This window comes from Martelella endophytica, from assembly GCF_000960975.1.
Classification (GTDB): domain Bacteria; phylum Pseudomonadota; class Alphaproteobacteria; order Rhizobiales; family Rhizobiaceae; genus Martelella; species Martelella endophytica.
Window position 1 is genome coordinate 4183807 of the sequence record NZ_CP010803.1, and the last position, 21948, is coordinate 4205754.

Here is a 21948-nt window from a genome sequence, read left to right on the forward strand (position 1 = left end):
TTATAAGCCGCGCAGTTTCGAAGCCGGGATCGCGTTTTCGCGTTCACAAAACCGGCATCGGCGCAAACTCCAAACGCTTAAGCCGCTCGAAGAGCGCATCAAGAAGGGCCGCACACCGCGGTATTAAAACAAATGTCTACCAAGCGTACCTATCAGCCTTCCAAACTCGTCCGCAAGCGTCGCCACGGCTTCCGTTCGCGCATGGCCACCAAGGGTGGCCGCAAGGTTATCGCCGCGCGCCGCGCCCGCGGCCGCAAGCGTCTGTCGGCCTAAGGCCGGCGAGCCCGTGACCACCGGGCAGGACGAGAATGCCGAAATGACTGTCGGGCGGCTGAAAAGCCGTCCGCAGTTTTTGGCTGTCCAGAAGGGCGATCGCCTCAAGGGCCCGCTGTTCCTGCTCGAATTTCTGGATCGCGGCGAGCCCGATACACCCGCCCGCGTGGGCTTTACCGTCACCAAACGTCAGGGCAATGCCGTCGAGCGCAATCGCATGCGCCGGCGTCTGAAGGAAGCGGTGCGCCTCAAGGGCGCATTTGCAATGAAGCCCGGTTGCGATTATGTCGTCGTGGGCCGGCGAGATGTTCTTGAGGCCCCCTTCTCCAGGCTCGTCGATGCGCTGGAGGAACGGATTTCGAAACCGCCTCGAACCGGACGGAGCCAGAAGGCGTCCGCACCAGGAAGAAAAGATGCAAAATAACCGCAATTCGATCATTGCGATCTCGCTCACCGTCCTGGTCGTCCTGGCCTGGCAGTTCCTGTTCATGGGCCCCCGCCTGGAAGCTCAGCGCGCCGCCCAGGAGCAGGCCGCGCAGCAGGAGCAGGCCCAGCAGGCCGAACAGACAACGGCAGAGGGAACATCCGGCACGGGCAGCGCCGCCTCCGGCACCACGACCGCGCAGACGGGTGATGACGCCGTGTTCTCCGGTTCCGGAAGCCAGACTGCGGCCGCACCGCGCGTGACGATCGACACCCCGTCGCTGGCCGGCTCGATCAATCTTGCCGGCGCCCGCATCGACGACATCAAGCTCAAGGACTACCACGTCACCGTCGACAAGACGAGCCCGATCGTGACGTTGTTCAGCCCGGCCAATACGGAGAACGGCTACTTCGCCGAGCTCGGTTTCGTGCAGGGTGAGAACTCCGGCAACGTGCCCGGCCCGCAGACGGTCTGGACGCTGGAAAGCGGCAGCGAGCTGACGCCATCGACGCCGGTCGAGCTCTCCTACACCAATGATTCCGGTCTGCAGTTCCTGCGCACCTTCTCGATCGACGATCATTACATGATCACCGTCGACGACAAGGTGGTCAACAACTCCGACAAGCAGGCGACCGTTTCGCCCTATGGCCGCATCACCCGCTTCAACAAGCCGGACGAGCCGTCCGCATGGGTGCTGCACGAGGGCTTCCTCGGCGTGTTCGGCGCCGATGCCGGCGTCACCGAGGACACCTACAAGTCGGTCGACAAGGAAAATTCGTCCTACGACAATTCCACCGGCGGCTGGTTCGGCGTGACCGACAAGTACTGGGGCAGCGCCATCATCCCGCAGTCGGACGTCAACTACGATGCGCGGTTCTCGCACTTCAACGACGGTCGCGCGCGCTACCAGGCCGACTACAGCGACAACAATCCGCTGGCGATCGCACCGGGTGCGACGGCCGAACTGAAGACCATGGTCTTCGCCGGGGCCAAGGAAACCAATGTCCTTTCCGGCTACGAGAAGCAGTACAACATTCCGCTGTTCGACCGGATGATCGACTGGGGCTGGCTGTGGTTCATCACCAAGCCGCTGTTCCAGCTGATGGACTACATCTATCACCTCGTCGGCAATTTCGGCATCGCCATCCTGATCACCACGGTCATCATCAAGGCGCTGTTCTTCCCGCTCGCCTCCAAGCAGTATGCCTCCATGGCCAACATGAAGCGCATGCAGCCGAAGATGAACGAGCTGAAGGAGCAGTATGGCGACGACCGCATGGGCCTGCAGAAGGCGATGATGGAGTTGTACAAGAAGGAAAAGATCAATCCGGTGGCCGGCTGCTGGCCGGTTCTGGTGCAGATCCCGATCTTCTTCGCGCTCTACAAGGTGCTCTACGTCACCATCGAAATGCGCCACGCGCCGTTCTTCGGCTGGATCCAGGATCTTTCCGCGCCTGACCCGACGAGCGTCTTCAACCTCTTCGGTCTTCTGCCCTGGTCGGTTCCCTCTGCGCTGATGATTGGCGCCTGGCCGATCATCATGGGCTTCACCATGTGGATGCAGATGCGCATGAACCCGACGCCGCCGGACAAGACCCAGGCGATGATCTTCAACTGGATGCCGGTCGTGTTCACCTACATGCTGGCGCAGTTCCCGGCGGGTCTGGTGATCTACTATGCATGGAACAACTCGCTTTCGATCCTGCAGCAGTCGATCATCATGAAGCGCCACGGCGTCAAGATCGAGCTCTTCGACAACCTGAAGGGCCTCTTCCGCCGCAAGAAGCCGGCTTCGGAATAACAGGCGGGGCCGGCCCTTGGGGCCGACACGCGCCTCGCCCTTCTAAAAAAGTCAGGCCCGGCAGTTTTGCCGGGCTTTTTCTTCGTGGTAAGGAACGGACATGAACCAGCCGATCGACAGAGAAGCAGCCCTTTTTGCCCGGCCCTGGGTTTTCATCCGTGGGGTTCCGTCGCTGAAGTTCCTGCCGCCCGAAGGGCCGCCGGAGGTCGCCTTTGCCGGGCGCTCGAACGTTGGCAAGTCGTCGCTCATCAATGCGCTGATCGGCCAGAAGGGCCTTGCCCGCACATCCAACACGCCCGGCCGCACGCAGGAGCTGAACTATTTCGTTCCGGACGGCTATTCCGGCGAGGGCGAAGACCTGCCGCCAATGGCGCTGGTCGACATGCCAGGCTATGGTTATGCCCAGGCGCCCAAGCAGCAGGTCGAGCAGTGGACGAAGCTGGTGTTCGACTACCTGCGCGGCCGCGCGACGCTGAAGCGCGTCTACGTGCTGATCGATGCCCGCCACGGCATCAAGAAGAATGACGAGGACGTGCTGACGCTGCTCGACAAGGCGGCCGTCTCCTACCAGATCGTGCTGACCAAATGCGACAAGATCAAGCCGCCGGCGGTCAGCAAGCTGATGACCGCGACCGCCGAGAAGATCCGCAAGCGTCCCGCCGCCTTTCCCGTGGTGCTCTGGACCTCGTCGGAAAAGGGCGGCGGTCTCGAAGAGCTCAGGCAGACGATCGTCGAAACCATCCGCACATAAAAAAGGACCGCCCCAAAGGGCGGCCCAGACAACACCATGGGTGGGGTGTCAACCGCCGGGTCTCTTCGAGCGGACCCGGTCGGTGACCGCGACGCACGGCAGTCGAGGGGGGATATCCCATGCGTCGAGACTGGTGTTGATTTTCAAATCAACCCGCGGAGAGGTTCGGTGCGCTCCCCTCCCCGCGGTCTTGCTGCCCGACCCCTGTTCAGTTGGCGGGCAGAAGCACGGTGTCGATGACGTGGATGACGCCATTCGACTGCTTGACGTCGGCGATCGTGACGTTGGCCGTGCGGCCGGTCTCGTCGGTCAGCATGATGGTGCCGTCCATTTCGGTCGCCTTCAGCGTGCAGCCGCCGACGGTCGGGACATCGTGCTCGCCACCGTCATCGGCAATCATCTTCTCGATGGCCATCGACATGGCATCGGCTGCGACCACGTGGCAGGTCAGTACCTTCACCAGAGCGTCCTTGTTTTCCGGCTTCAGCAGGTTGTCGACCGTGCCTTCCGGCAGTGCGGCAAAGGCTTCATCCGTCGGGGCGAACACCGTGAACGGGCCTTCGCCCTGAAGGGTTTCGACAAGACCGGCGGCCTTGACGGCAGCGACCAGCGTCTTGTGATCATTGGAGTTCATGGCGTTTTCGACGATGTTCTTGTTCTCGTACATCGCTGCGCCACCGACCATCGGATTGTCAGCAAGCGCCGGAAGCGCGGTACCAGCGACCAGGGCTGCGGCGATGGCGGTGCGTTTGAAAGCGTTCAGCATGGTAGTCTCCTCTTGTTGTTCATCCCCGCACCGTGCGTGCCGGGTATGAAACAAAGGACGGAGGCCTGTCGAAAAGAGTTTCACTTTTCTCGATTTTTCTCTTAAGTAGAAGAAAACAAACGTTTTTTTCTTGAAACTCAGAGCGAGCGAAGTTCGCCTGCGGCAATGATCGGGCCGGTCGCCTTGCCGGTCGGCGAGCCGCCGAAGGGCTCGATGGTGATCGCAAAGGCCGCACCGGCGCCGATGCGGTCGCTGATGTTGCGCGGCACGACAATCTCACCCTCGCCGGTTTGCGGCAGAACGCCAAGCGAGAGCGGCGGATTGTCGCCTTCGATCAACCAGAGCTCGAGGGACTTGTCGTTGGCCGCGCCGGCGGCGACGGGCGTGATCGACACCATGCCGTTGCGGGCATTGAAGCGTGCCACAAGATTGACGGTATTGTCGGGCCCGGAGAGTTCGGCCGAGAGCGTCGGCCCGGACGGGGCAAACAGGTTCGCGTTGAGACCAGCCGCCACGACGGCGACGACAAGGGCCGCGAGCGCGACGCCGCGCCAGAGCGCCACCGAGCCCCACAGCGCGGCGAGCCAGGATTGGCGGCCGGCGGGCTCCGCGCCGAAAAGACGGTCCTCGATGACGTTGAAGGCATGCGCCGGCGGAGCGATCTCGCCATAGTCTTCGTCGAGCGGCTCCAGCCGTTGCTGCCAGTCGCGGACGAGCGCGGCAAAGGCTGCATCGTCGGCCATGCGCGCCTCGACCTGACGGCGCGCATCCGAAGACAGCGTGCCGAGGACATATTCCCCGGCAAGGATGCCGTCCTGCGGCTCGCCGCTTTCATATCCGACCGACGTCGTCATGCTTCCAGACACTCTTTCAGTTTCATCAGGCTGCGCCGCAGCCATGTCCGCATCGTATTCAACGGCACGCTATAGCGTTCCGCAAGCTCATCATAGCTCAGCCCGGCAACATAGGCCTCGCGCACGGCCGCCGCATGATCGGGCTTCAGCCGATCCATGCAGCGATCGATCCGGCGGCCCTCGCCCGACAGATGGGCGCTTTCCTCCGGACTGTCGGCGTCATCCGCCAGATCGTGGGCCTCTTCGATGTCGCGCGCCACCGGCTTGCGCTGGCGCAGACGGTCAATGGCGTGATTGCGTGCGATCGTTGCAAGCCAGCCGGTCGGCGAGCGGGTTTCAGCCGAAAAGGTCTCCGCGCGCTGCCATATGCGCACGAAAATCTCCTGCAGGGCATCTTCCGCCTCGCCGGCATCACCCAGTATACGAATGCAGATCGCAAAAAGTTTCGGACTGGTTTTTTGATAGAGCACGGCAAAGGAGGCGCGGTCCTTGAGCGAAACGCGCAGGATCAGTGCGTTCAGGTCGTCGCTGTCCATTAATCCCCTTCCCCGGTTGTCTCCACGTTATAGGGCGCTGTCGCAATCCGGCAAGACGGCCCAGGCAATACTTCTCCGAACAATGTTCACTAAGGCGTCATCATGCGCTAAAAGGCCGCGAGGCCAAATCCATCCCCGGGGTAATCGATGTCACTGTCGGAAAGCGAAGTTCAGGCACGCCTGCTGGTTCAGGCTCTGCCCTACATGCAGAAATACGAAAACAAGACGATCGTCGTGAAATATGGCGGCCACGCCATGGGCGACAGCGAGCTCGGCCAGGCCTTCGCCAGCGACATCGCGCTTCTGAAGCAGTCGGGCGTCAACCCCATTGTCGTCCACGGCGGTGGTCCGCAGATCGGCAACATGCTGAAGCGGATGGGCATCGAATCCAAGTTCGAGGGCGGCTTGCGCGTCACCGACCAGGCGACCGTAGAGATCGTCGAAATGGTGCTCGCCGGATCGATCAACAAGGAGATCGTCGCTCTGATCAACCAGACCGGTGAATGGGCGATCGGCCTTTGCGGCAAGGACGGCAACATGGTCTTCGCGGAGAAGGCGAAGAAGACCGTCATCGATCCCGACTCCAACATCGAGCGCATCCTCGACCTTGGCTTCGTCGGCGAAGTCGTCACCGTCGACACGACGCTGCTCGATCTTCTGGCCAAGTCCGAGATGATCCCGGTCATCGCGCCGGTTGCCCCCGGTCGTGAAGGCGAGACCTACAATATCAATGCCGACACCTTTGCCGGCGCCATTGCCGGTGCGCTTCGCGCGACGCGCCTCCTGTTCCTGACGGACGTTCCCGGCGTCCTCGACAAGAACGGCGAACTGATCAAGGAACTCTCGGTCCAGGAAGCCCGCAACCTGATCCTCGACGGCACCGTTTCCGGCGGCATGATCCCGAAGGTCGAGACATGCATCGAGGCGATCGAGGCCGGCGTCGAGGGCGTCGTCATCCTGAACGGCAAGGTCAAGCACTCTGTGCTTCTCGAGATCCTGACGAAGGGCGGCGCGGGCACACTGATTGTGCGCTAAGCCGCACACCCATTCGCGCGCATGAAGCGCCCCGCACGCTCAGGCGACGTGCGGGGCGTTTTCCGTTTCCGCCTGCGGCTTCTTTTCCGCCGGCAGAAGCAGGGCCAGCACGATGACCACGGCATAGGCGCAGAGATTGTAGACCAGCGCCAGTGCGAAGGCGTCGACATAGGCGGCGTGGCTTCCCGTTCCCGACGTCATCAGTGCGGCGAGGCGAGCGAAGAAGATGCCGGAAACCAGGGCGATGCCGAAAGCGCCGCCCAGCTGCTGCACCGCCTGCAGCGCACCGGAGGCTGAACCCGCATCCTCATGCGGAACGCCCGCCAGCACGAGCTGGAAGATCGAGGCGATCGCGATGCCGAGGCCGAGGCCGCCGATCATCAGCGGCAGGAACAGCGCCCAGTGCGAAATGGTGTCCTCGATGCTCAGCACGTAGAAACGCAGCCAGACGATGCCGGCGGCGAGCAGAGCGATGCCGAAGACGACCCTGAGCTTCAGGAAGACCTGCCCGAGCCGGCCGCTGATCAGCGAGGCGACGAATACGCCGAGCGAGAATGGCACGGTCGTCAGACCCGACTTCAGCGGCTCGAAGCCGAACCCCACCTGCAGGAACATGGCGAGGCAGAGGAAGAAGCCCGGCATCGTCGAGAAGAAGAAGAGCGCCATCACCCCGCCCTGCAGGAAATTCCGGTTCTTCAGCAGGTGGAATGCGAGAAGCTGCGGCGCATTGCGACGGCTCTGCGCCTGCTCCCAGCGCACGAAGGCGAAGAGCACCGGTAGCGCCGCAACCATCATCGCAAAGCACCACCAGGGCCAGCCGAAGCTCCGTCCCTCGACCAGCGGAAAGATCAGCAGGAACATGGCAATGGCAATCATGCCGATACCGGGGTAATCGTTGCGGGCGCCCGGTCGTTTCGGCGTCGAGGGCACGATGCGTGCGCCAGCGATGATGGCGAACACGCCGATCGGCAGGTTGATGAGGAAGATCGCCCGCCAGCCGAGGCCGAACAGGCCATGCTCGACGAGGAAGCCGCCGATCAGCGGCCCGCTGACGGTCGCAAGTCCCGCCATCATGCCGAAGAAGGAGAAGGCGCGGGCGCGTTCGTGCGGGGGAAACATCACCTGCGCCAGGGCCAGCACCTGCGGCGTCATCATCGCAGCCGAAAATCCCTGGAACAGACGCGCCGCCACCAGCATCAGCGTCGTATGCGACAACCCGCAAAGCGCCGAGCCGACGGTGAAACTCGCGACACCAATGAGGAACATCGTCTTCTTGCCGATGATGTCGCCGAGCCGGCCAAAGGGCAGCAGCGCCAGCGCGAACATCAGCACATAGCCGGCGACGATCCACTCAATTGCCGAATCGGAAGCGCCCAGCGCCTCCTGGATCGACGGCAGCGCGACGTTGACGATGGTGACATCCAGCATGTTCATGAACACCGCCGAAAGCAGAACGGCAAGCGCCAGCCAGCGTCGGGGATGCGGTTGGGTGGTCTCAGGCATTGCCATCGAATGTCTCCTTGCCTTCCGGCGAAAGAACGGACCGCATGAGCTCGGCGAAGATGCGGCTCATGACGGTGGGATCGTTGCTGGCCGCTTCGCCACCAAAGCCGCCGAGTGCGGCCGCAATCAGCGTTGCAAAGGCCGGCGTGTCAAGGTCGTCGCGAAAAACCCCCTCTTCGATCCCAGCCCGCAGGATTTTCTCAAATCCGGCGATCCAGGCATCGCGCAACGGATGAATGCGCCGCGCGACTTCTTCGTCGCGCGAGGCATGGCGGGAGAGCTCGGCAAAGGCCGCGATCAGGATCGGACGCCGGACCCGGTTTTCGGAAAAATCGGAAAATTCCTGATTGAGCTGCGCGATCGCCCCTTTCCCGCCGGATAGGCCACGCTGCTCGTGCTGAGCAATGAAATCGGCACGGATTTCGTCGGTGACCAGCGCCAGAAGATCATCCTTTGTGGTCACGTGGTAGTGCAGTGTCGCGATGTTGATGCCGACGGCGTCCGCGACCGCGCGCATGCGCAGCCCCTCCAGCCCCTTTTCGGCAATGATACGTCGTGCCGCGCGGGCTATATCCCGTCGGCGCTGGTCGCCTGCAATATGTGCGGTTTTCTGCTTCCCCATCAATCAAGCAATTGATTGAGAAATGGGTGAGAGTCAAGCTGTTCTTTCGCAGCTGATCGCATAACAGGTAGACGTGGCAAAGCGATGACGGGGCGGCAAAAGGGACCTTTCACCGTTGACGGTCACAAGCCTCCCCTCGAAGAGCCTACCCCATCAACATCGTGTCATTCGCCGCGCCCGTAGGATCGATCTTCGGCAGGAACAGAGCCGCGACGAAGACGGCGGCGAGCGCGGCGATCATGTAACCGACGCTGGTGGTGAAGCCGGCAACATAGGCATCCGCGGTCGCCTCGCTCGCCGCCTTTTCTGCGGTAATGGTGGCGAAGAACAGCTGGCTGGCAATCGCGATACCGAGCGCGCTACCGGCCTGCTGGATCGCCTGCAGGGCACCGGAGGCCGAGCCGGCGTCAGGCCCGGAAACCACCGACAGGACCGTCTGGAACAGTGGCGAGGATGTCATGCCGAGCGCGAAACCGCAGATGAACAGCGGCGGCGCGAAGGCCAGGATATGGATGCCGGCATCGGCGCCGCGCACCACGAAAAACAGCAGCACATAGCCGCATGCCATCGCCGCTGACGCCCCGAGGATGCGTTGCTTCAGGAAACGGTCGGAAAGCCGGCTGTTGGTGAAGGCGGAGAGAAAGGCGCCGAGCGGGAACGGAATGGTGGAAAGCCCGGCTTCCAGTGCCGTAAAACCGAACCCCTGCTGCAGGAATATCGCAAACGTCATGAACAGGCCGGCCGGCGTCGAGAAGAACATCATCGCGATGAAACCGCCGAGCATGTAGGTGTTGTTGCGCATCAGCGACACCGGCAGGAGCTGCGGCGCGCCCAGCCGGTCCTGCCGCCGCTCGTGCAGATAAAAGCCGATGAAGGCCGGGATCGAGAGCACCATCATCGCGATGCACCAGAGCGGCCAGCCGAAGCCGCGCCCCTCGACCAGTGGAAAGATCAGCAGCAGGAAGGCGGCGGCGATGATTGCCACGCCTGTGACGTCAAGCCGCGCCTTGTCATCTGCAGGAACATCCGGAATCAGGATCCGGCCGGCGATGACGGCGGCGATGCCGACCGGCACGTTGATGTAGAAGATCGAGCGCCATTCAAGCCCGAAAACATCGGCAGCGACCAGCCATCCGCCGATCAGCGGCCCGCTGACGATGGCGATGCCGCTGGTGATGCCGAACATCGAAAAGGCGCTGGAGCGCTCCTTGGACACGAACATGTCCTGTACCAGGGCCAGCACCTGCGGCGCCATGATCGCCGCGCCCAGGCCCTGGCAGAGCCGGGCAACGACAAGAAAGTCGATGTTCGGCGCCGCACCTGAGCAAGCGGAGGCGAGCGTGAAGAAGGCGACGCCGAAGAGAAACATCCGCTTGCGGCCGAGGATGTCGCCGATCCGGCCGCACGGCATCAGCGCCAGCGCGAACACCAGCACATAGCCGGCCACGACCCATTCGATGGCGCTGTTCTCGGCGTTGAGATCCTTCTGGATCGATGGCAGCGCCACGTTGACGATGGTGGCGTCGAGCAGGTTCATGAAGGTGGCCGCAATCAGCACGAACATCGCCAGCCAGCGGCCGGGATAGCCTCCTTCCCTCTCCAGAGCGGCGTCGGTCATGCAGTCCCCCGAATGTGTTGCTGACCATCCATTGCCGCTGCAGGAAAGCCTGTCAATCCGGCTGCCGCCTTCATATCTCAGGTCTCAGGCCAGGAGGAGCGTGAGGACGCCGCAGACGACGAGGACGCAGCCGATCACTTCGGCGCCCGTCATCCTCTCCTTGAACACCAGCACCGCGGTCGCGAAGGTGAACAGCATCTCGACCTGCCCCACGGCCTTGACGATCGAGGCCTGCTGCAGCGTCATTGCCGTGAACCAGCCGAACGAGGCGGTGGCGCCGACGAAGCCGACGACAAGCGCCGGGCGCCACGCCCGCGCGACCTTCACCAGTTCGCCACGGTCGAAGGCGAGCATCCAGGCCGTCATCGCCACCGTCTGCATGAAGATCACAATGAGCAGCGTGAACGCCGCCTGCATGACGCTGTCGGGCGCGGGAAGGCTCGGCGCAAGCGAGAGCGAGGCCTGCCGGTAGGAGATCGCCGAAAGCGCGAACAGCGTGCCCGAGGCGATGCCGATCAGAGCCGTCCGGGTCGTCAGACCCAGGATCAGCCGTTTCAGGCCGACCTCATTGCGCGACAGCGAAATCAGGATCACGCCGGCGATGGAAATGAGGATCGCGGCGACAGCGGCAAACGAGATCGTCGCCCCGAAGAACAGAAAGGCGAGGATCGCCGCCTGCGCCGGTTCGGTGCGGGAATAGGCGGTGCCAACCGCGAAGTTGCGAAAGGAGAACAGGTAGACGAGCAGAAAGGTCGCGGCGATCTGGCCTGCCGCGCCGATCGCCGCCCAGATGGCGAATTCGCCGTTTGCGGCCGGCACCGGACGTTCGAAGCCGGCAGCAAGGATGCCGAAATAGAGGGCCGCGAAGGGCAGTCCGAAGCCGAAGCGGGTGAAGGTTGAGCCGAGCGTGCCCATCCGCCCCTTCAGATATTTCTGCAGCATCGAGCGCATGTTCTGCAGGAATGCGGCGGCAAAGGTAATGCCGATCCAGAGTTCCATGAAATGTGACCTTGTATGAGAGCCTGTCAGCGGCCGGAACGCCGCGGGATGGGAGGGATCAGGCTCTGGGAAGTCGCCCGCAGGCGGTCTTGCAGAAGGTCGCGAAGAAGCGGGCCGGCAGGCGCTTGCGGTCCTGCAGGATAACGGCACGGTTCGAGCTCATTCCCGTTCTCATGATTTCCGCTTACCATGTTCCAAGGCGCGCCGGAAGCGCGCCCGCATGACGAAAGGCAGTTTCCTTCGCCGGCCGGCTCTGCCATAAGTCAGGCAATGACCAAGCCGATGACACACCCCGTAGCCGCCGATTTCGAAACCATCCACGACTGGGTCTTCGACCTCGACAACACGCTCTATCCGCATGACATCAACCTGTTCGCGCAGGTCGACCGCAATATGACCGCCTATGTCGCCGAACTCCTGTCGCTGCCGGCAGACGAGGCCCGCATCCTGCAAAAGCAGTACTATCGCGACCACGGCACGACGCTGCAGGGGCTGATGCTGAACCACGAGGTCGACCCGGACGACTTCCTCGAAAAGGCGCATGCGATCGACTACTCGATGCTTGTGCCCAATCCGGCGCTTGGCGATGCCATCAAGGCGCTGCCCGGCCGCAAGTTCATCTTTACCAACGGTTCGGTCCCGCACGCCGAGAAGGTCTCTCGCGCGCTCGGTATTTTCGACCACTTCGACGATATCTTCGACATCGTTGCCGCCGGCTATACGCCCAAGCCTGCCGCCGATGCCTATAGCCGCTTCCTCGAACGCTCCGGTGTCGACACCGCCCACGCCGCCATGTTCGAGGACCTGCCGCGCAACCTCGTCCAGCCGAAGGCGCTCGGCATGAAGACGGTGCTGATCGTGCCGCGCAATCTCGAATACGGCTTCACCGAGACATTCGAAAGGCTCGGAACGGAGACGGCGCATGTCGATTATGTCACGGAAGACCTTGCGGGCTTCATCGCCGCAATTCTGCCGCAAGTATAAACCCGAGATGAATTACCAATAATTCAGCTTACCTTTCCGATAATTAAGTCGTTTCCGCGACGTTACAGGCTTACCTTGAGATGGTCACAACAGCCAATCGAGGAATTTAGCCATGTTCGGGAAGAGACTGACTACCACGGCACTCGTCGCCACCTTCGCTCTCGGCGCAACCGCGCTGCCGAGTCTCGCACGCAACGGCGACGGCGACGGCCCGATGGGCCCCGCCCGTGCGGACCGCGGCTTCATCTACCTGCTGAAGACGTCCGACGCCAACAAGGACGGCAAGATCACCAAGGATGAGGTCGTCGCGTTCCAGAACGGGCGCTTCGAGGAAATCGACGCCGACAGCGACGGCGTCATCACGCCCGGCGAATTCGAAACCTTCCACAAGGCCCGTATGGAAGCCTTTATGGAGGCGAACCCGCGCCCGCAAGGTCAGGCCGGCCCGCAGGGCAAGATGGCCGCCAACGGCGACGGCCCGGCCAAGCCCGGTCCGAACGGCAGGATGGCCGATGCTGACGGCCCCGGCGGCCCGAACGCTCCCGGCAAGCCCCACCGTATGGCGATGAATGGCGACGGCCATCACGGCTGGAACCGCGACATGCACCGCGCCGGCTGGAACGATCACCACCGCAACTGGGGCAAGCCGCAGCGCGGTGGCATGGAGCGCATCTTCTTCGTACGCGCCGACACCGACAAGAGCGGACAGGTGAGCGCTGCGGAATTCCAGGCCGTGGCCGACAAGATGTTCACGCGGATGGACACCAACAGCGACATGGTGATCACCGTCGACGACCTGCCGAACATGCCGATGCAATAACAACCGCCTCCGCAACCCGCGGAAGCAGCACTTCAGACCGTCTCCTTCGGTCCATGCCGGCGCCTGACATTTGCCAGACGCCGCAACGCCCCCGCCTCTCGCGGGGGCGTTTGTTTGTCCCCTCGTCCGCTGCCAGAGATTGACGACGTCCCAAGCCTCCCTTAGAGCAGGTTTCCGAGGCTTTCAGCCACGGATGACGACCGCGCGCCCGGCGCGACAGGCAAAGGACAGATGATGACCGATCTCACTTCCCTCGAGCAAACCATCGAAACCGCTTTCGAAAACCGCGGCGAGATCTCGATTTCCACCACTGGCGAGATCCGGGAGGCGGTCGAGGAATCATTGAACCTGCTTGATTCCGGCAAGGCGCGTGTCGCCGAAAAGCAGGAGAGCGGCGCGTGGAAGGTCAATCAGTGGCTGAAGAAGGCGGTGCTGCTTTCCTTCCGCCTGAACGACATGGAAGTCGTCAAGGGCGGCCCCGGCGATGCGACCTGGTGGGACAAGGTGCCGTCCAAGTTCGCCGGCTGGGGTGACAACCAGTTCCGCGCCGCCGGCTTCCGCGCCGTTCCCAACGCGGTTGTTCGCCGCTCGGCCTATGTTGCGCCCGGCGTGGTACTGATGCCCTCCTTCGTCAATCTCGGCGCCTATGTCGACGAAGGCACGATGGTCGATACCTGGGCGACGGTCGGCTCCTGCGCCCAGATCGGCAAGAATGTGCACCTTTCCGGCGGTGTCGGCATCGGCGGCGTTCTAGAGCCGATGCAGGCCGGCCCGACGATCATCGAGGACAATTGCTTCATCGGCGCGCGTTCGGAAGTCGTCGAGGGCTGCATCGTGCGCGAAGGCTCGGTGCTTGGCATGGGCGTCTTCATCGGCAAGTCGACCAAGATTGTCGACCGCGCCACCGGTGAGATCACCTTTGGCGAAGTGCCGCCCTATTCGGTCGTCGTCGCCGGCTCGCTGCCTGCGGCCAAGCCGATGGGCAATGGCCAGCCCGGCCCCGGCCTCTACTGCGCCGTCATCGTCAAGCGCGTCGATGAAAAGACCCGCTCCAAGACCGGCATCAACGAGCTGCTGCGCGACTGACATCTCGTATTTCCGGCCACAAAGCCCAGATTAAGCCCATGACCGTCTCCGATCCCGTCGAAAACCTGTCGAAGCTGATCCGCTGCCCCTCCGTGACCCCGGAGGAAGGCGGCGCGTTGACGGCGCTTGCGGGCATGCTGGAGCCGCTCGGCTTCACCGTCGAGCGGATGACGGCACGGGAGGCGGGCACGCCGGATGTCGAAAATCTTTATGCCCGGCTCGGCGCTGCAGGGCCGCACCTGATGTTTGCCGGGCACACCGACGTCGTGCCACCGGGCGATGAGAGCGCCTGGAAGCATCCGCCTTTCGCCGCCGCGATCGATGACGGCCGCCTTTACGGGCGCGGCGCCGTCGACATGAAGGGCGGCATCGCCTGCTTCGTTGCCGCACTCGCCCGCCACGTCGAAGAGCACGGACCGCTTGCCGGTTCCGTCTCGTTTCTGATCACCGGCGACGAGGAGGGCCCGAGCATCAACGGCACCGACAAGCTGTTGCAATGGGCCCATGCACGCGGCGAGCGCTGGGATGCCGCACTCGTCGGCGAGCCGACCAATCCCGACGCGCTTGGCGACATGATCAAGGTGGGCCGGCGCGGCTCGCTTTCCGGCCGCATCACCGTGACCGGCACGCAAGGCCACGTCGCCTATCCGCACCGTGCCGACAATCCGCTGCGCGCGCTGACGGCGATGCTTTCGGCGCTGATGGCCACGCCCTTCGACGACGGCACCGACCGGTTTCCGCCGAGCAATCTCGAAGTAACCTCGGTCGATACCGGCAATCCTGCGACGAACGTCATTGCGGCTACCGCCACGGCCGTCTTCAACATCCGCTTCAACGATCGCTGGAGCGAGGAAACGCTGAAGGCCGAAATCGCAGCACGGCTGGAACGGGCCGCGGCCGATACCGCACTGCGCCCGGGCCGCGAACCGGCGCGCTTCGCGCTTGAATGGCTCGGCCGTGTCAGCCCGGTGTTTCTCACCCGCGACGATAAGCTCGCCGGCGGGCTCAGCGATGCCATCAAGGCCGTCACCGGCCGGGAACCGGCGCTGTCGACAACCGGCGGCACGTCGGATGCGCGGTTCATCAAGGATTACTGCCCGGTCGTCGAGTTCGGCCTTGTCGGCGAGAGCATGCACAAGGTCGACGAAAACGTGCCGGTCGCCGACCTCGAGCAACTGACGCGGATCTACCGCGCCTTCATCGAAAGGTGGTTTGCCATTGCCGTCGCCCGGTGAAGTCCTTTTCTATCTGCGCGGGCTTTGGCTCCTCTTCCGGGGCGATGCCGGCCATGCACGATATCTCGACTTCACCGAACGTGGCTTTCGCCGCTCTTTCTGGGCCTTTGCCTACAGTTTGCCGATGATGGTGATCAGCGAACTGCTGACGCTGTCGCGGCTCAGCCGCGTGCCGGTGGAGATCGACGCCACCGTGATCTTCCGTTCGGCTCTCATCCAGGGGCTGAGCTGGATGGCGCCGCTCGTCGTCATCGGCGTCGTCTGCCTGGTCTCCGGCCTGCCGCGCGCCTTCCTGAAGGTCGTCGTGGCGACCAACTGGCTGAGCCTGCCGATCAATCTCATCGCGGTGATCGCCATCTTCCTCGCAGCGACAGGGCTGGAGCCGCTTGCGAGCCTCGTTCTGATCCTGCTGCAGGTGGTGGTGCTCGCCGCCTTCCTGTTCGAGATCCGGATCGTCTACATGCTGATGGGCGAGCGGGCGCTGCCGACGGCCGCCGCCGTCATCGCTTCCGCGATGACCGCCCTCATCATCACCGATTTCGGCACACGCTACATCGTCGGGCTATGACCGACGGGCCTTTGAAAGCCATTCCGATACTGCCAACGATAGGCTAGTTTAGGGCATAGACTGCAGACTGGGGACGCAGGACATGAAAATCAAACTGATCGCATTGACGACGCTTCTGACGCTTGCCGGCTGCCAGGTCGGCCCGCTCGACGTGCTCTACAAGGAAGGCAGTACCCGTTCCGAACGACAGCTCGCCTACGATCAGTGCTTCATCTCGGCACTGAAGGAAGTGCCGCAGAACATGGTCACCGAGGTCACCGGCGGAGACTGGATCCCGGGTGTCGTCAGGTGCAAAACCGATTCCAACAACAACACGACCTGCGGCGAAATCGGCGGCTACGCGACCCCCATCGACAGCTACAGCTACGATACCAACAAGAAGCTGCGCGACCGCGTTATCGATCGCTGCCTCGCCGACAAGGGCTTCAGCACCATCGTGCGGCCGGTCTGCAAGACCAAGGAAGAGCGCGCCGCCTACGCCATGCTGCCGAACCAGCCCAACGCCTCGACGATCGCCTGCGTCAGCGGCCAGAGCTTCGACCCGAACTGAGTCTGTCTGAACGGACAGCGGCTCAGTCGCCGGGATAATCGACTTTCATGAAGTAGAGCCCTTCCGGCGGCGCCACGGGGCCGCAGGCGCTGCGGTCTCGCGCTTCGAGCGCCGCCGTGACGTCATCCGCCGACATCTTGCCCTCACCCGCAAGCTTCAGCGTACCGGCGAAGGAGCGGATCTGATTGTGCAGGAAACTCTGCGCCGAAGCGCGGATCTCGATGAAATCGCCGTCTCGCGTCACATCGAGCCTATCGAGCGTGCGCACCGGCGATTTCGCCTGACACTGGACGGAGCGAAACGTCGTGAAGTCGTGATGGCCGACGAGCCGCTGGGCTGCTTCATGCATGGCTTCGTGATCAAGCGGCTTCGGAACCCACCAGACACGCTTGCGCAGGAGCGCGGCATGGGCCCTGCGGTTCAGGATGCGATAGAGGTAATGCCGTTTCAGCGCCGAGAACCGGGCATCGAAATCATCGGCCACCACCGCGACGTCGACCACGGCGATCCGTTCCCTGGCGAGCCGCAGATGCGCATTCAGCGCATTCAGCAGCGTGAACGGCGTCCATTCGCGGGCAAGATCGAGGTGCACGACCTGACCTTCGGCATGGACGCCCGAATCGGTTCGTCCCGCGCCCTTGATCGTCACTTTCTCGCCGGCAATGCGAAAGGCGGCGGCTTCCAGCCCGCCCTGCACCGAACGGCCATTGTCCTGCCGCTGCCAGCCGACATAATCCGTGCCGTCATATTCGACCGTCATCCGGTAGCGTGGCATCAGACAAGCACCGTGCCTGCGGGAAGCGGCGTGCCGCGCAGGAAATCGTCGGCGTCGAGCGCCTTGCCGCCGGCCTTCTGCAGCTTCAGGAGCCGCACGGCGCCACTTGCGCAGGCGATCGTCACACCGGGGCCTTCAAGCACCGTTCCTGCCCGCCCCTCGCCTTCGCCGAGCGCGCTTTCCAGCACCTTGACCCGATCCAGCCCGCGGCCGGTCGGCACCTCGGTCCAGGCACCCGGAAAGGGCGCAAGGCCGCGTATGTGGTTGTGAACCTCTTTGGCGGGGCGGCTGAAATCGATCCGGGTCTCGGACTTCTCGATCTTCTTCGCGTAGGTCACGCCCTCTTCCGCCTGGGGCGTCAGGGGCAGGTCGCCGGCCTCAAGCCGCACCATAGCCTCGGCCATCAGCCTCGCGCCGACATGCATCATCCGATCATGCAGTTCGCCGGCGGTCATGTTCTCGCCGATCGCGACCCGTTCAGAGAGCGCCACGGGGCCGGTATCGAGGCCCTTTTCCATGCGCATCACCATCATGCCGGTTTCAGCATCGCCTGCCATGATCGCGCGCTGCAGTGGCGCCGCACCGCGCCAGCGCGGCAGCAGCGAGGCATGGCCATTATAGGCACCAAGACGGGCGCCGGTGAGGATTGCCTCCGGCAGAAGCAGGCCGTAGGCGACGACGACCGCGACATCCGCGTCGAGCACGCGGAAGGTCGCACGGTCTTCCTCCTCGCGGAAATTGAGTGGCGTGCGGACCGGGATGCCAAGCAGTTCTGCGGCCTGATGGACCGGCGACTTGACCTCTTCAAGCCCGCGCCGACCGGCAGCGCGCGGCGGCTGGGTATAGACCGCCGCAATTTCGTGACCGGCTTCCGCCAGCGCCCTCAGCGTCGGAACCGAAAACGCCGGCGTTCCCATGAAAATGATCCTGAGCGCCATGTTCCGTCCTTTCGCGGCCGGTCAAAGCTTGTGCTTTGCGACCTTGCTGAATTTCTTGATCACCCGCTCGCGCTTCAGCCGCGACAAGTAATCGATGAACAGGGCGCCATCGAGATGGTCGATCTCGTGCTGAAGGCAGGTGGCGAGCAGGCCATCGGCCTCGATTTCCTGCTGCTTTCCGGCAAGATCGGTGTAGCTGACGCGCACCGAAGCGGGTCGCTCGACCTCGGCATAGAATTCCGGGATCGACAGGCACCCTTCCTCGTAGACCGAGCGCTCGTCCGAGGAGGTCAGGATGGTGGGATTGATCACCACCAGAGGATCTTTCTCCTCGTCCTCCTTGTTGGAAACGTCGATCACCAGCATCCGGCGCGGTATGCCGACCTGGATCGCGGCAAGGCCGATGCCCGGAGCCTCGTACATGGTCTCCAGCATATCGTCGGCAAGTTTCTTCAGGTCGGCGTCAACGCGCTCGACGGGGGCGGAAACCTTGCGCAGCAAGGGGTCCGGCAAAATGATGAGTGGCATGGTCGTCATGGGCCTCAAATAGCGCAAACTTGTCGCCACGCAAATGGTTTCGTCGTTTTGCACGGTGGACTGAACGGGAAAGTTTTACGTGTTCACGTTTTGATCTTTTCTTTCGGTGAGCATCTGCTAGGCTGGCCACATGTGAGGGAATGCCATGAACAGCCTGTCCGAGTTGATCCTGACTGCCGATCCCATGGTCGTCGCGCTCGTTGCCTGCGTGCTCGTGCTGCTCGGGGTGCTCGCCTTCGCGCTCAGGCGCGGCGGGGGAAAGCGGGAGGATGTGCTCACCGATCAGCTGCAGAACCTCGTGCAGGCGCAGAGCGAGATGCAGGGGCGGATGGCGACCATGGCCGAACTCTTCGGCAGCCGCCAGTCGGAGCTCAATGCCGCGCTCGGCTCCAGGCTCGACGGCCTCAGCCAGCGCATTGGCTCGACGCTGCACCAGCAGCACCAGACCACGCATGAAAACCTCCGGCGACTGCAGGAGCGGCTCGCCGTCATCGATGCCGCGCAGAACAACATCCAGTCGCTGGCAAAGGACGTCGTCGGCCTTCAGGCGATCCTCTCCAACAAGCAGACCCGCGGCGCCTTCGGCCAGGGACGCATGGAGACGATCATTGCAGACGCCCTGCCCTCCGGCAGCTATCATTTTCAGGCGACGCTTGGAAACGGCACCCGCCCCGATTGCCTGATCGACATGCCGAACGGCGCCCCGCCGCTGGTCATCGATGCCAAGTTTCCGCTGGAAGCGTGGAATGCGCTGCGCGACAGCGCAAGCGACGAGGAGGCCCGCGCCGCAAAGCAGCGCTTCCGCCGCGATTTTGATACCCATATCCGCGACATCGCCGGCAAATACCTCATACCCGGTGAGACGCAGGACACCGCCTTCCTGTTCGTCCCCTCCGAATCGATCTTCGCCGACATTCACGAGCAACACGAGGCGATCATCCAGCGCGCGCACGCCCGCCGCGTCGTGATCGTCTCGCCGACCCTGCTGCTGCTCTCGATCCAGGTCGTGCAGGCGGTGATGAAGGATCAGCGCATGCGCGAGCAGGCCCATCTGATCCAGGGCGAAGTCGCGCATCTCATGGGCGACCTGACACGTCTGAACGAACGGGTGGAAAAGCTCGCCGGGCATTTCTCACAGGCCCGTCAGGACGTCGAGCAGATCCGCGTTTCGACAGGCAAGATCGCCCGGCGCGGCGAACGTATCGGCGCGCTTGAATTCGAGGTGAAGGAGCCCGCAGTGACGGAAGAGGAGCGGCCGCTGTCGCCTTCGGACCTCGGCCGCATGAAACTCAGGATCGTCGACGAGGACTGATTGTCATCATCGCCCGCCTCCCATAAAACATCCCGATCGGCCCTGAGCGCTGGCGGCGGGCCTATAAATTCGGGAGAACACCATGATCACGGTCTTCGGTTCCATCAACATGGACCTCATCGCCACGACGAAACGCCTGCCGGAACCGGGCGAGACCGTGACGGGGACATCCTTCGCGACCGCGCCGGGCGGCAAGGGCGCGAACCAGGCTCTCGCAGCGCGCCGGGCTGGCTCCCGCGTCGCAATGGCCGGCGCCGTCGGCACCGATGAATTCGCTGGGCCGGCAACGGCGCTTCTTGACGCTGCCGGCGTCGATCTCTCCGCGCTGAAGACAACCGATGGCCCGACGGGGACCGCCATGATCCTCGTCGGCGGCGATGGCGAGAACGTCATCGTCATCAATGCCGCCGCCAACGGCACGCTCGATGAAGCGGACGCCAGGGCCGCCGTCGACAGCATGGCGGCCGGCGATATCCTGATGCTGCAGCTCGAAATCCCTGCCCCCGCCATTCGCACAGCACTCGAGGCCGCGCGGGCGAAGGGTGTCAGAACCGTGCTCAACACCGCGCCGCTCACCGACGAAGCCGCCGAACTCAGCCTGCTCGCCGATATCGTGATTGCCAACGAGACGGAATTCGAGCGCCTCGTCGGTGCCAACGAACTCGGCGACGCGGGCCGTGCCGCGATGCTGAAGACCCGCCATGATGAGACCGGCCAGACGATGGTCATCACGCTCGGTGGCGATGGCGTCATCGCCGTGCACGAAGGCGCCTTCCACAAGATCGACAGCCTGAAGATCGAGCCCATCGACACGGTCGGCGCCGGCGACACCTTCTGCGGTTATCTGGCAAGCGGCCTCGACCGCGGCCTTGCCTTCGAGGAGGCGGCCCGCCAGGCGGCGGTGGCCGGCGCGCTTGCCTGCCTCAAGCCCGGCGCCCAGCCGTCCATTCCGGTGATCGCCGAGGTCGAGGCGAGACTTTAAAGTCTCGCCAGGCGCTCGGTCAGAAGCGCGAAGAAGCCGTCGGCATCGGCCTTGCCGATGACCATGGCGTTCTGCTTGCGCTCCGTCACACGCCACCAGTCGATCACGGTCTCGCCGAGCGTCAGCTCCGAGGCGGTCTCGATCTCGACATTGCACATCCGGCCGGAGAAAAGTTCTGGCCGGATGAGGTAGGCCGTCACCGAGGGATCATGCAGCGGGCCGCCATCGGAGCCGTATTTCTCGATATCGAAGCGCTCGTAGTAGCGCAGCATCGCCGCCATCGCCTGCGCCGCGGGCCGGCCGATCGCATCGATGCGCTCGACCCGCTCCTTGAGGCAGAGAAGCTGGTGGGTGACGTCGAGGGGCATCATCACGATCGGAATGCCAGCGCCGAAGACCGCCTTTGCCGCCTCCGGGTCGACATAGATGTTGAACTCGGCCGAGGGTGTGATGTTGCCGCCCTCGAAATAGCCCCCGCCCATCAGCACGATCTCCTGGACGCGCGCCACGATATCCGGCGCCTTCTCGAAGGCGGTCGCGAGATTGGTGAGCGGCCCCAGCGCGCAGAGCGTCACGGTCTTTTCCGGCTCGGTCCGCAAGGTTTCGATGAGGAAGTCGACGGCGTGCGCATCCTGCAGCGGCATGGTCGGCTCCGGCAGGTCGGGGCCATCGAGGCCGGTCTTGCCGTGAACATGTTCGGCGGTCACAAGGTCCCGATTCATCGGCTTGTCGCAGCCGGCAAAGACGCGGATGTCGGGGCGGCCGGCCAGTTCGCAGACGATGCGGGCGTTGCGCTTGGTCAGCGCCAGCGGCACATTGCCGGCCACCGCCGTGATGCCCAGCACCTCGATCTCTTCCGGGCTCGCCAGCGCCAGCAGGATGGCGGCGGCGTCGTCCTGTCCGGGGTCGGTGTCGATGATGATCTTGCGGGCGGCCATGCGTCTTCTCCTGTAGCGGGCACCAGTCTGGAATGTGAGCA

At 63.5% G+C, this 21948-nt stretch carries 24 protein-coding genes; 13 read left to right on the forward strand and 11 right to left on the reverse strand.

Annotated elements, in window-relative coordinates; translation table 11 throughout:
- Positions 1-132: 132 nt before the first annotated feature.
- The 4 genes from rpmH (at position 133) to yihA (ending at position 3249) form a co-directional block, all read left to right on the forward strand.
- On the forward strand, positions 133-273 hold the full coding sequence (gene rpmH, locus TM49_RS19340; protein WP_045683638.1) for a 50S ribosomal protein L34: 141 nt from the start codon (positions 133-135) through the stop codon (positions 271-273).
- Positions 274-316: 43 nt separating this feature from the next.
- Positions 317-697 carry a ribonuclease P protein component gene (gene rnpA / locus TM49_RS19345; protein WP_045685526.1) on the forward strand — a complete coding sequence of 127 codons (381 nt, stop codon included), beginning with the start codon at positions 317-319 and terminating at the stop codon, positions 695-697.
- The gene (gene yidC, locus TM49_RS19350; protein ID WP_045683640.1) at positions 687-2498 is read left to right on the forward strand and encodes a membrane protein insertase YidC; all 1812 of its coding nucleotides are present in this window, start codon (positions 687-689) and stop codon (positions 2496-2498) included. The genes rnpA and yidC overlap by 11 nt, the downstream gene beginning before the upstream one ends.
- A 100-nt stretch (positions 2499-2598) precedes the next feature.
- Positions 2599-3249, forward strand: a complete 651-nt coding sequence (gene yihA, locus TM49_RS19355; RefSeq protein ID WP_045683642.1) for a ribosome biogenesis GTP-binding protein YihA/YsxC — start codon at positions 2599-2601, stop codon at positions 3247-3249.
- A 208-nt stretch (positions 3250-3457) separates the two neighbouring features.
- On the opposite strand, the gene TM49_RS19360 is transcribed toward yihA, so the two are convergent.
- The 3 genes from TM49_RS19360 to TM49_RS19370 all read right to left on the reverse strand — a co-directional run bounded on the left by TM49_RS19360 (position 3458) and on the right by TM49_RS19370 (position 5405).
- Positions 3458-4015: a fasciclin domain-containing protein gene (locus tag TM49_RS19360; RefSeq protein WP_045683643.1), complete on the reverse strand. Its 558-nt coding sequence runs from the start codon at positions 4013-4015 to the stop codon at positions 3458-3460.
- 137 nt (positions 4016-4152) lie between these two features.
- Complete coding sequence (locus tag TM49_RS19365) at positions 4153-4869, reverse strand: anti-sigma factor (protein ID WP_045683644.1); 717 nt, start codon at positions 4867-4869, stop codon at positions 4153-4155.
- Entirely contained in the window at positions 4866-5405 is a 540-nt protein-coding gene (locus TM49_RS19370; protein WP_045683646.1) for a sigma-70 family RNA polymerase sigma factor, read from the reverse strand. The genes TM49_RS19365 and TM49_RS19370 overlap by 4 nt, the downstream gene beginning before the upstream one ends.
- Positions 5406-5552: 147 nt before the next feature.
- On the opposite strand from TM49_RS19370, the gene argB reads away from it, so the two are divergent.
- On the forward strand, positions 5553-6440 hold the full coding sequence (gene argB / locus TM49_RS19375) for an acetylglutamate kinase (protein ID WP_045683648.1): 888 nt from the start codon (positions 5553-5555) through the stop codon (positions 6438-6440).
- 39 nt (positions 6441-6479) lie between these two features.
- Here argB and TM49_RS19380 read toward each other — a convergent pair whose 3' ends face one another.
- The 4 genes from TM49_RS19380 to TM49_RS19395 form a co-directional block, all read right to left on the reverse strand.
- Positions 6480-7949, reverse strand: coding sequence for an MFS transporter (locus TM49_RS19380; protein WP_045683650.1), 1470 nt, complete (start codon positions 7947-7949; stop codon positions 6480-6482).
- Entirely contained in the window at positions 7936-8565 is a 630-nt protein-coding gene (locus TM49_RS22785; RefSeq protein ID WP_052699952.1) for a TetR/AcrR family transcriptional regulator, read from the reverse strand. Before TM49_RS22785 ends, TM49_RS19380 begins: the two co-directional genes overlap by 14 nt.
- 145 nt (positions 8566-8710) lie before the next feature.
- Entirely contained in the window at positions 8711-10183 is a 1473-nt protein-coding gene (locus tag TM49_RS19390; RefSeq protein WP_045683652.1) for an MFS transporter, read from the reverse strand.
- An 84-nt stretch (positions 10184-10267) separates the two neighbouring features.
- A complete protein-coding gene (locus TM49_RS19395) occupies positions 10268-11182 on the reverse strand; it encodes a DMT family transporter (protein ID WP_045683654.1) in 915 nt (304 codons plus the stop codon).
- Positions 11183-11464: 282 nt separating this feature from the next.
- Between TM49_RS19395 and TM49_RS19400 the strand changes: the two genes are divergently transcribed.
- The 6 genes from TM49_RS19400 to TM49_RS19425 all read left to right on the forward strand — a co-directional run bounded on the left by TM49_RS19400 (position 11465) and on the right by TM49_RS19425 (position 16425).
- Complete coding sequence (locus TM49_RS19400; protein ID WP_144409621.1) at positions 11465-12166, forward strand: pyrimidine 5'-nucleotidase; 702 nt, start codon at positions 11465-11467, stop codon at positions 12164-12166.
- 112 nt (positions 12167-12278) lie between these two features.
- Positions 12279-12986 carry an EF-hand domain-containing protein gene (locus tag TM49_RS19405; RefSeq protein WP_052699953.1) on the forward strand — a complete coding sequence of 236 codons (708 nt, stop codon included), beginning with the start codon at positions 12279-12281 and terminating at the stop codon, positions 12984-12986.
- Positions 12987-13220: 234 nt separating this feature from the next.
- Positions 13221-14072 (forward strand): 2,3,4,5-tetrahydropyridine-2,6-dicarboxylate N-succinyltransferase, encoded by an 852-nt coding sequence (gene dapD, locus TM49_RS19410; RefSeq protein ID WP_045683655.1) that lies wholly within the window; start codon positions 13221-13223, stop codon positions 14070-14072.
- Between the two features lie 38 nt (positions 14073-14110).
- Positions 14111-15307, forward strand: a complete 1197-nt coding sequence (gene dapE / locus TM49_RS19415; RefSeq protein WP_045683657.1) for a succinyl-diaminopimelate desuccinylase — start codon at positions 14111-14113, stop codon at positions 15305-15307.
- Positions 15291-15875, forward strand: coding sequence for a hypothetical protein (locus TM49_RS19420; protein WP_052699954.1), 585 nt, complete (start codon positions 15291-15293; stop codon positions 15873-15875). The genes dapE and TM49_RS19420 overlap by 17 nt, the downstream gene beginning before the upstream one ends.
- Positions 15876-15957: 82 nt before the next feature.
- Positions 15958-16425: a hypothetical protein gene (locus TM49_RS19425; RefSeq protein WP_045683659.1), complete on the forward strand. Its 468-nt coding sequence runs from the start codon at positions 15958-15960 to the stop codon at positions 16423-16425.
- Between the two features lie 22 nt (positions 16426-16447).
- Here TM49_RS19425 and truA read toward each other — a convergent pair whose 3' ends face one another.
- From truA to def, 3 genes are read right to left on the reverse strand one after another with little or no spacing between them, the layout of a single operon-like run.
- Entirely contained in the window at positions 16448-17200 is a 753-nt protein-coding gene (gene truA / locus TM49_RS19430; RefSeq protein ID WP_045683661.1) for a tRNA pseudouridine(38-40) synthase TruA, read from the reverse strand.
- Positions 17200-18138 (reverse strand): methionyl-tRNA formyltransferase, encoded by a 939-nt coding sequence (gene fmt, locus TM49_RS19435; protein ID WP_045683663.1) that lies wholly within the window; start codon positions 18136-18138, stop codon positions 17200-17202. The genes truA and fmt overlap by 1 nt, the downstream gene beginning before the upstream one ends.
- Before the next feature lie 21 nt (positions 18139-18159).
- Positions 18160-18675 carry a peptide deformylase gene (gene def / locus TM49_RS19440; RefSeq protein WP_045683665.1) on the reverse strand — a complete coding sequence of 172 codons (516 nt, stop codon included), beginning with the start codon at positions 18673-18675 and terminating at the stop codon, positions 18160-18162.
- 145 nt (positions 18676-18820) lie between these two features.
- Here def and TM49_RS19445 point away from each other — a divergent pair, with 145 nt between their 5' ends.
- Both TM49_RS19445 and TM49_RS19450 read left to right on the forward strand, forming a co-directional pair.
- Entirely contained in the window at positions 18821-19987 is a 1167-nt protein-coding gene (locus TM49_RS19445) for a DNA recombination protein RmuC (RefSeq protein WP_045683667.1), read from the forward strand.
- An 82-nt stretch (positions 19988-20069) separates the two neighbouring features.
- A complete protein-coding gene (locus tag TM49_RS19450) occupies positions 20070-20969 on the forward strand; it encodes a ribokinase (protein WP_045683668.1) in 900 nt (299 codons plus the stop codon).
- Here the strand turns inward: TM49_RS19450 and TM49_RS19455 are convergent.
- Complete coding sequence (locus tag TM49_RS19455; RefSeq protein ID WP_045683669.1) at positions 20966-21907, reverse strand: nucleoside hydrolase; 942 nt, start codon at positions 21905-21907, stop codon at positions 20966-20968. The genes TM49_RS19450 and TM49_RS19455 overlap by 4 nt on opposite strands.
- Positions 21908-21948 lie beyond the last annotated feature (41 nt).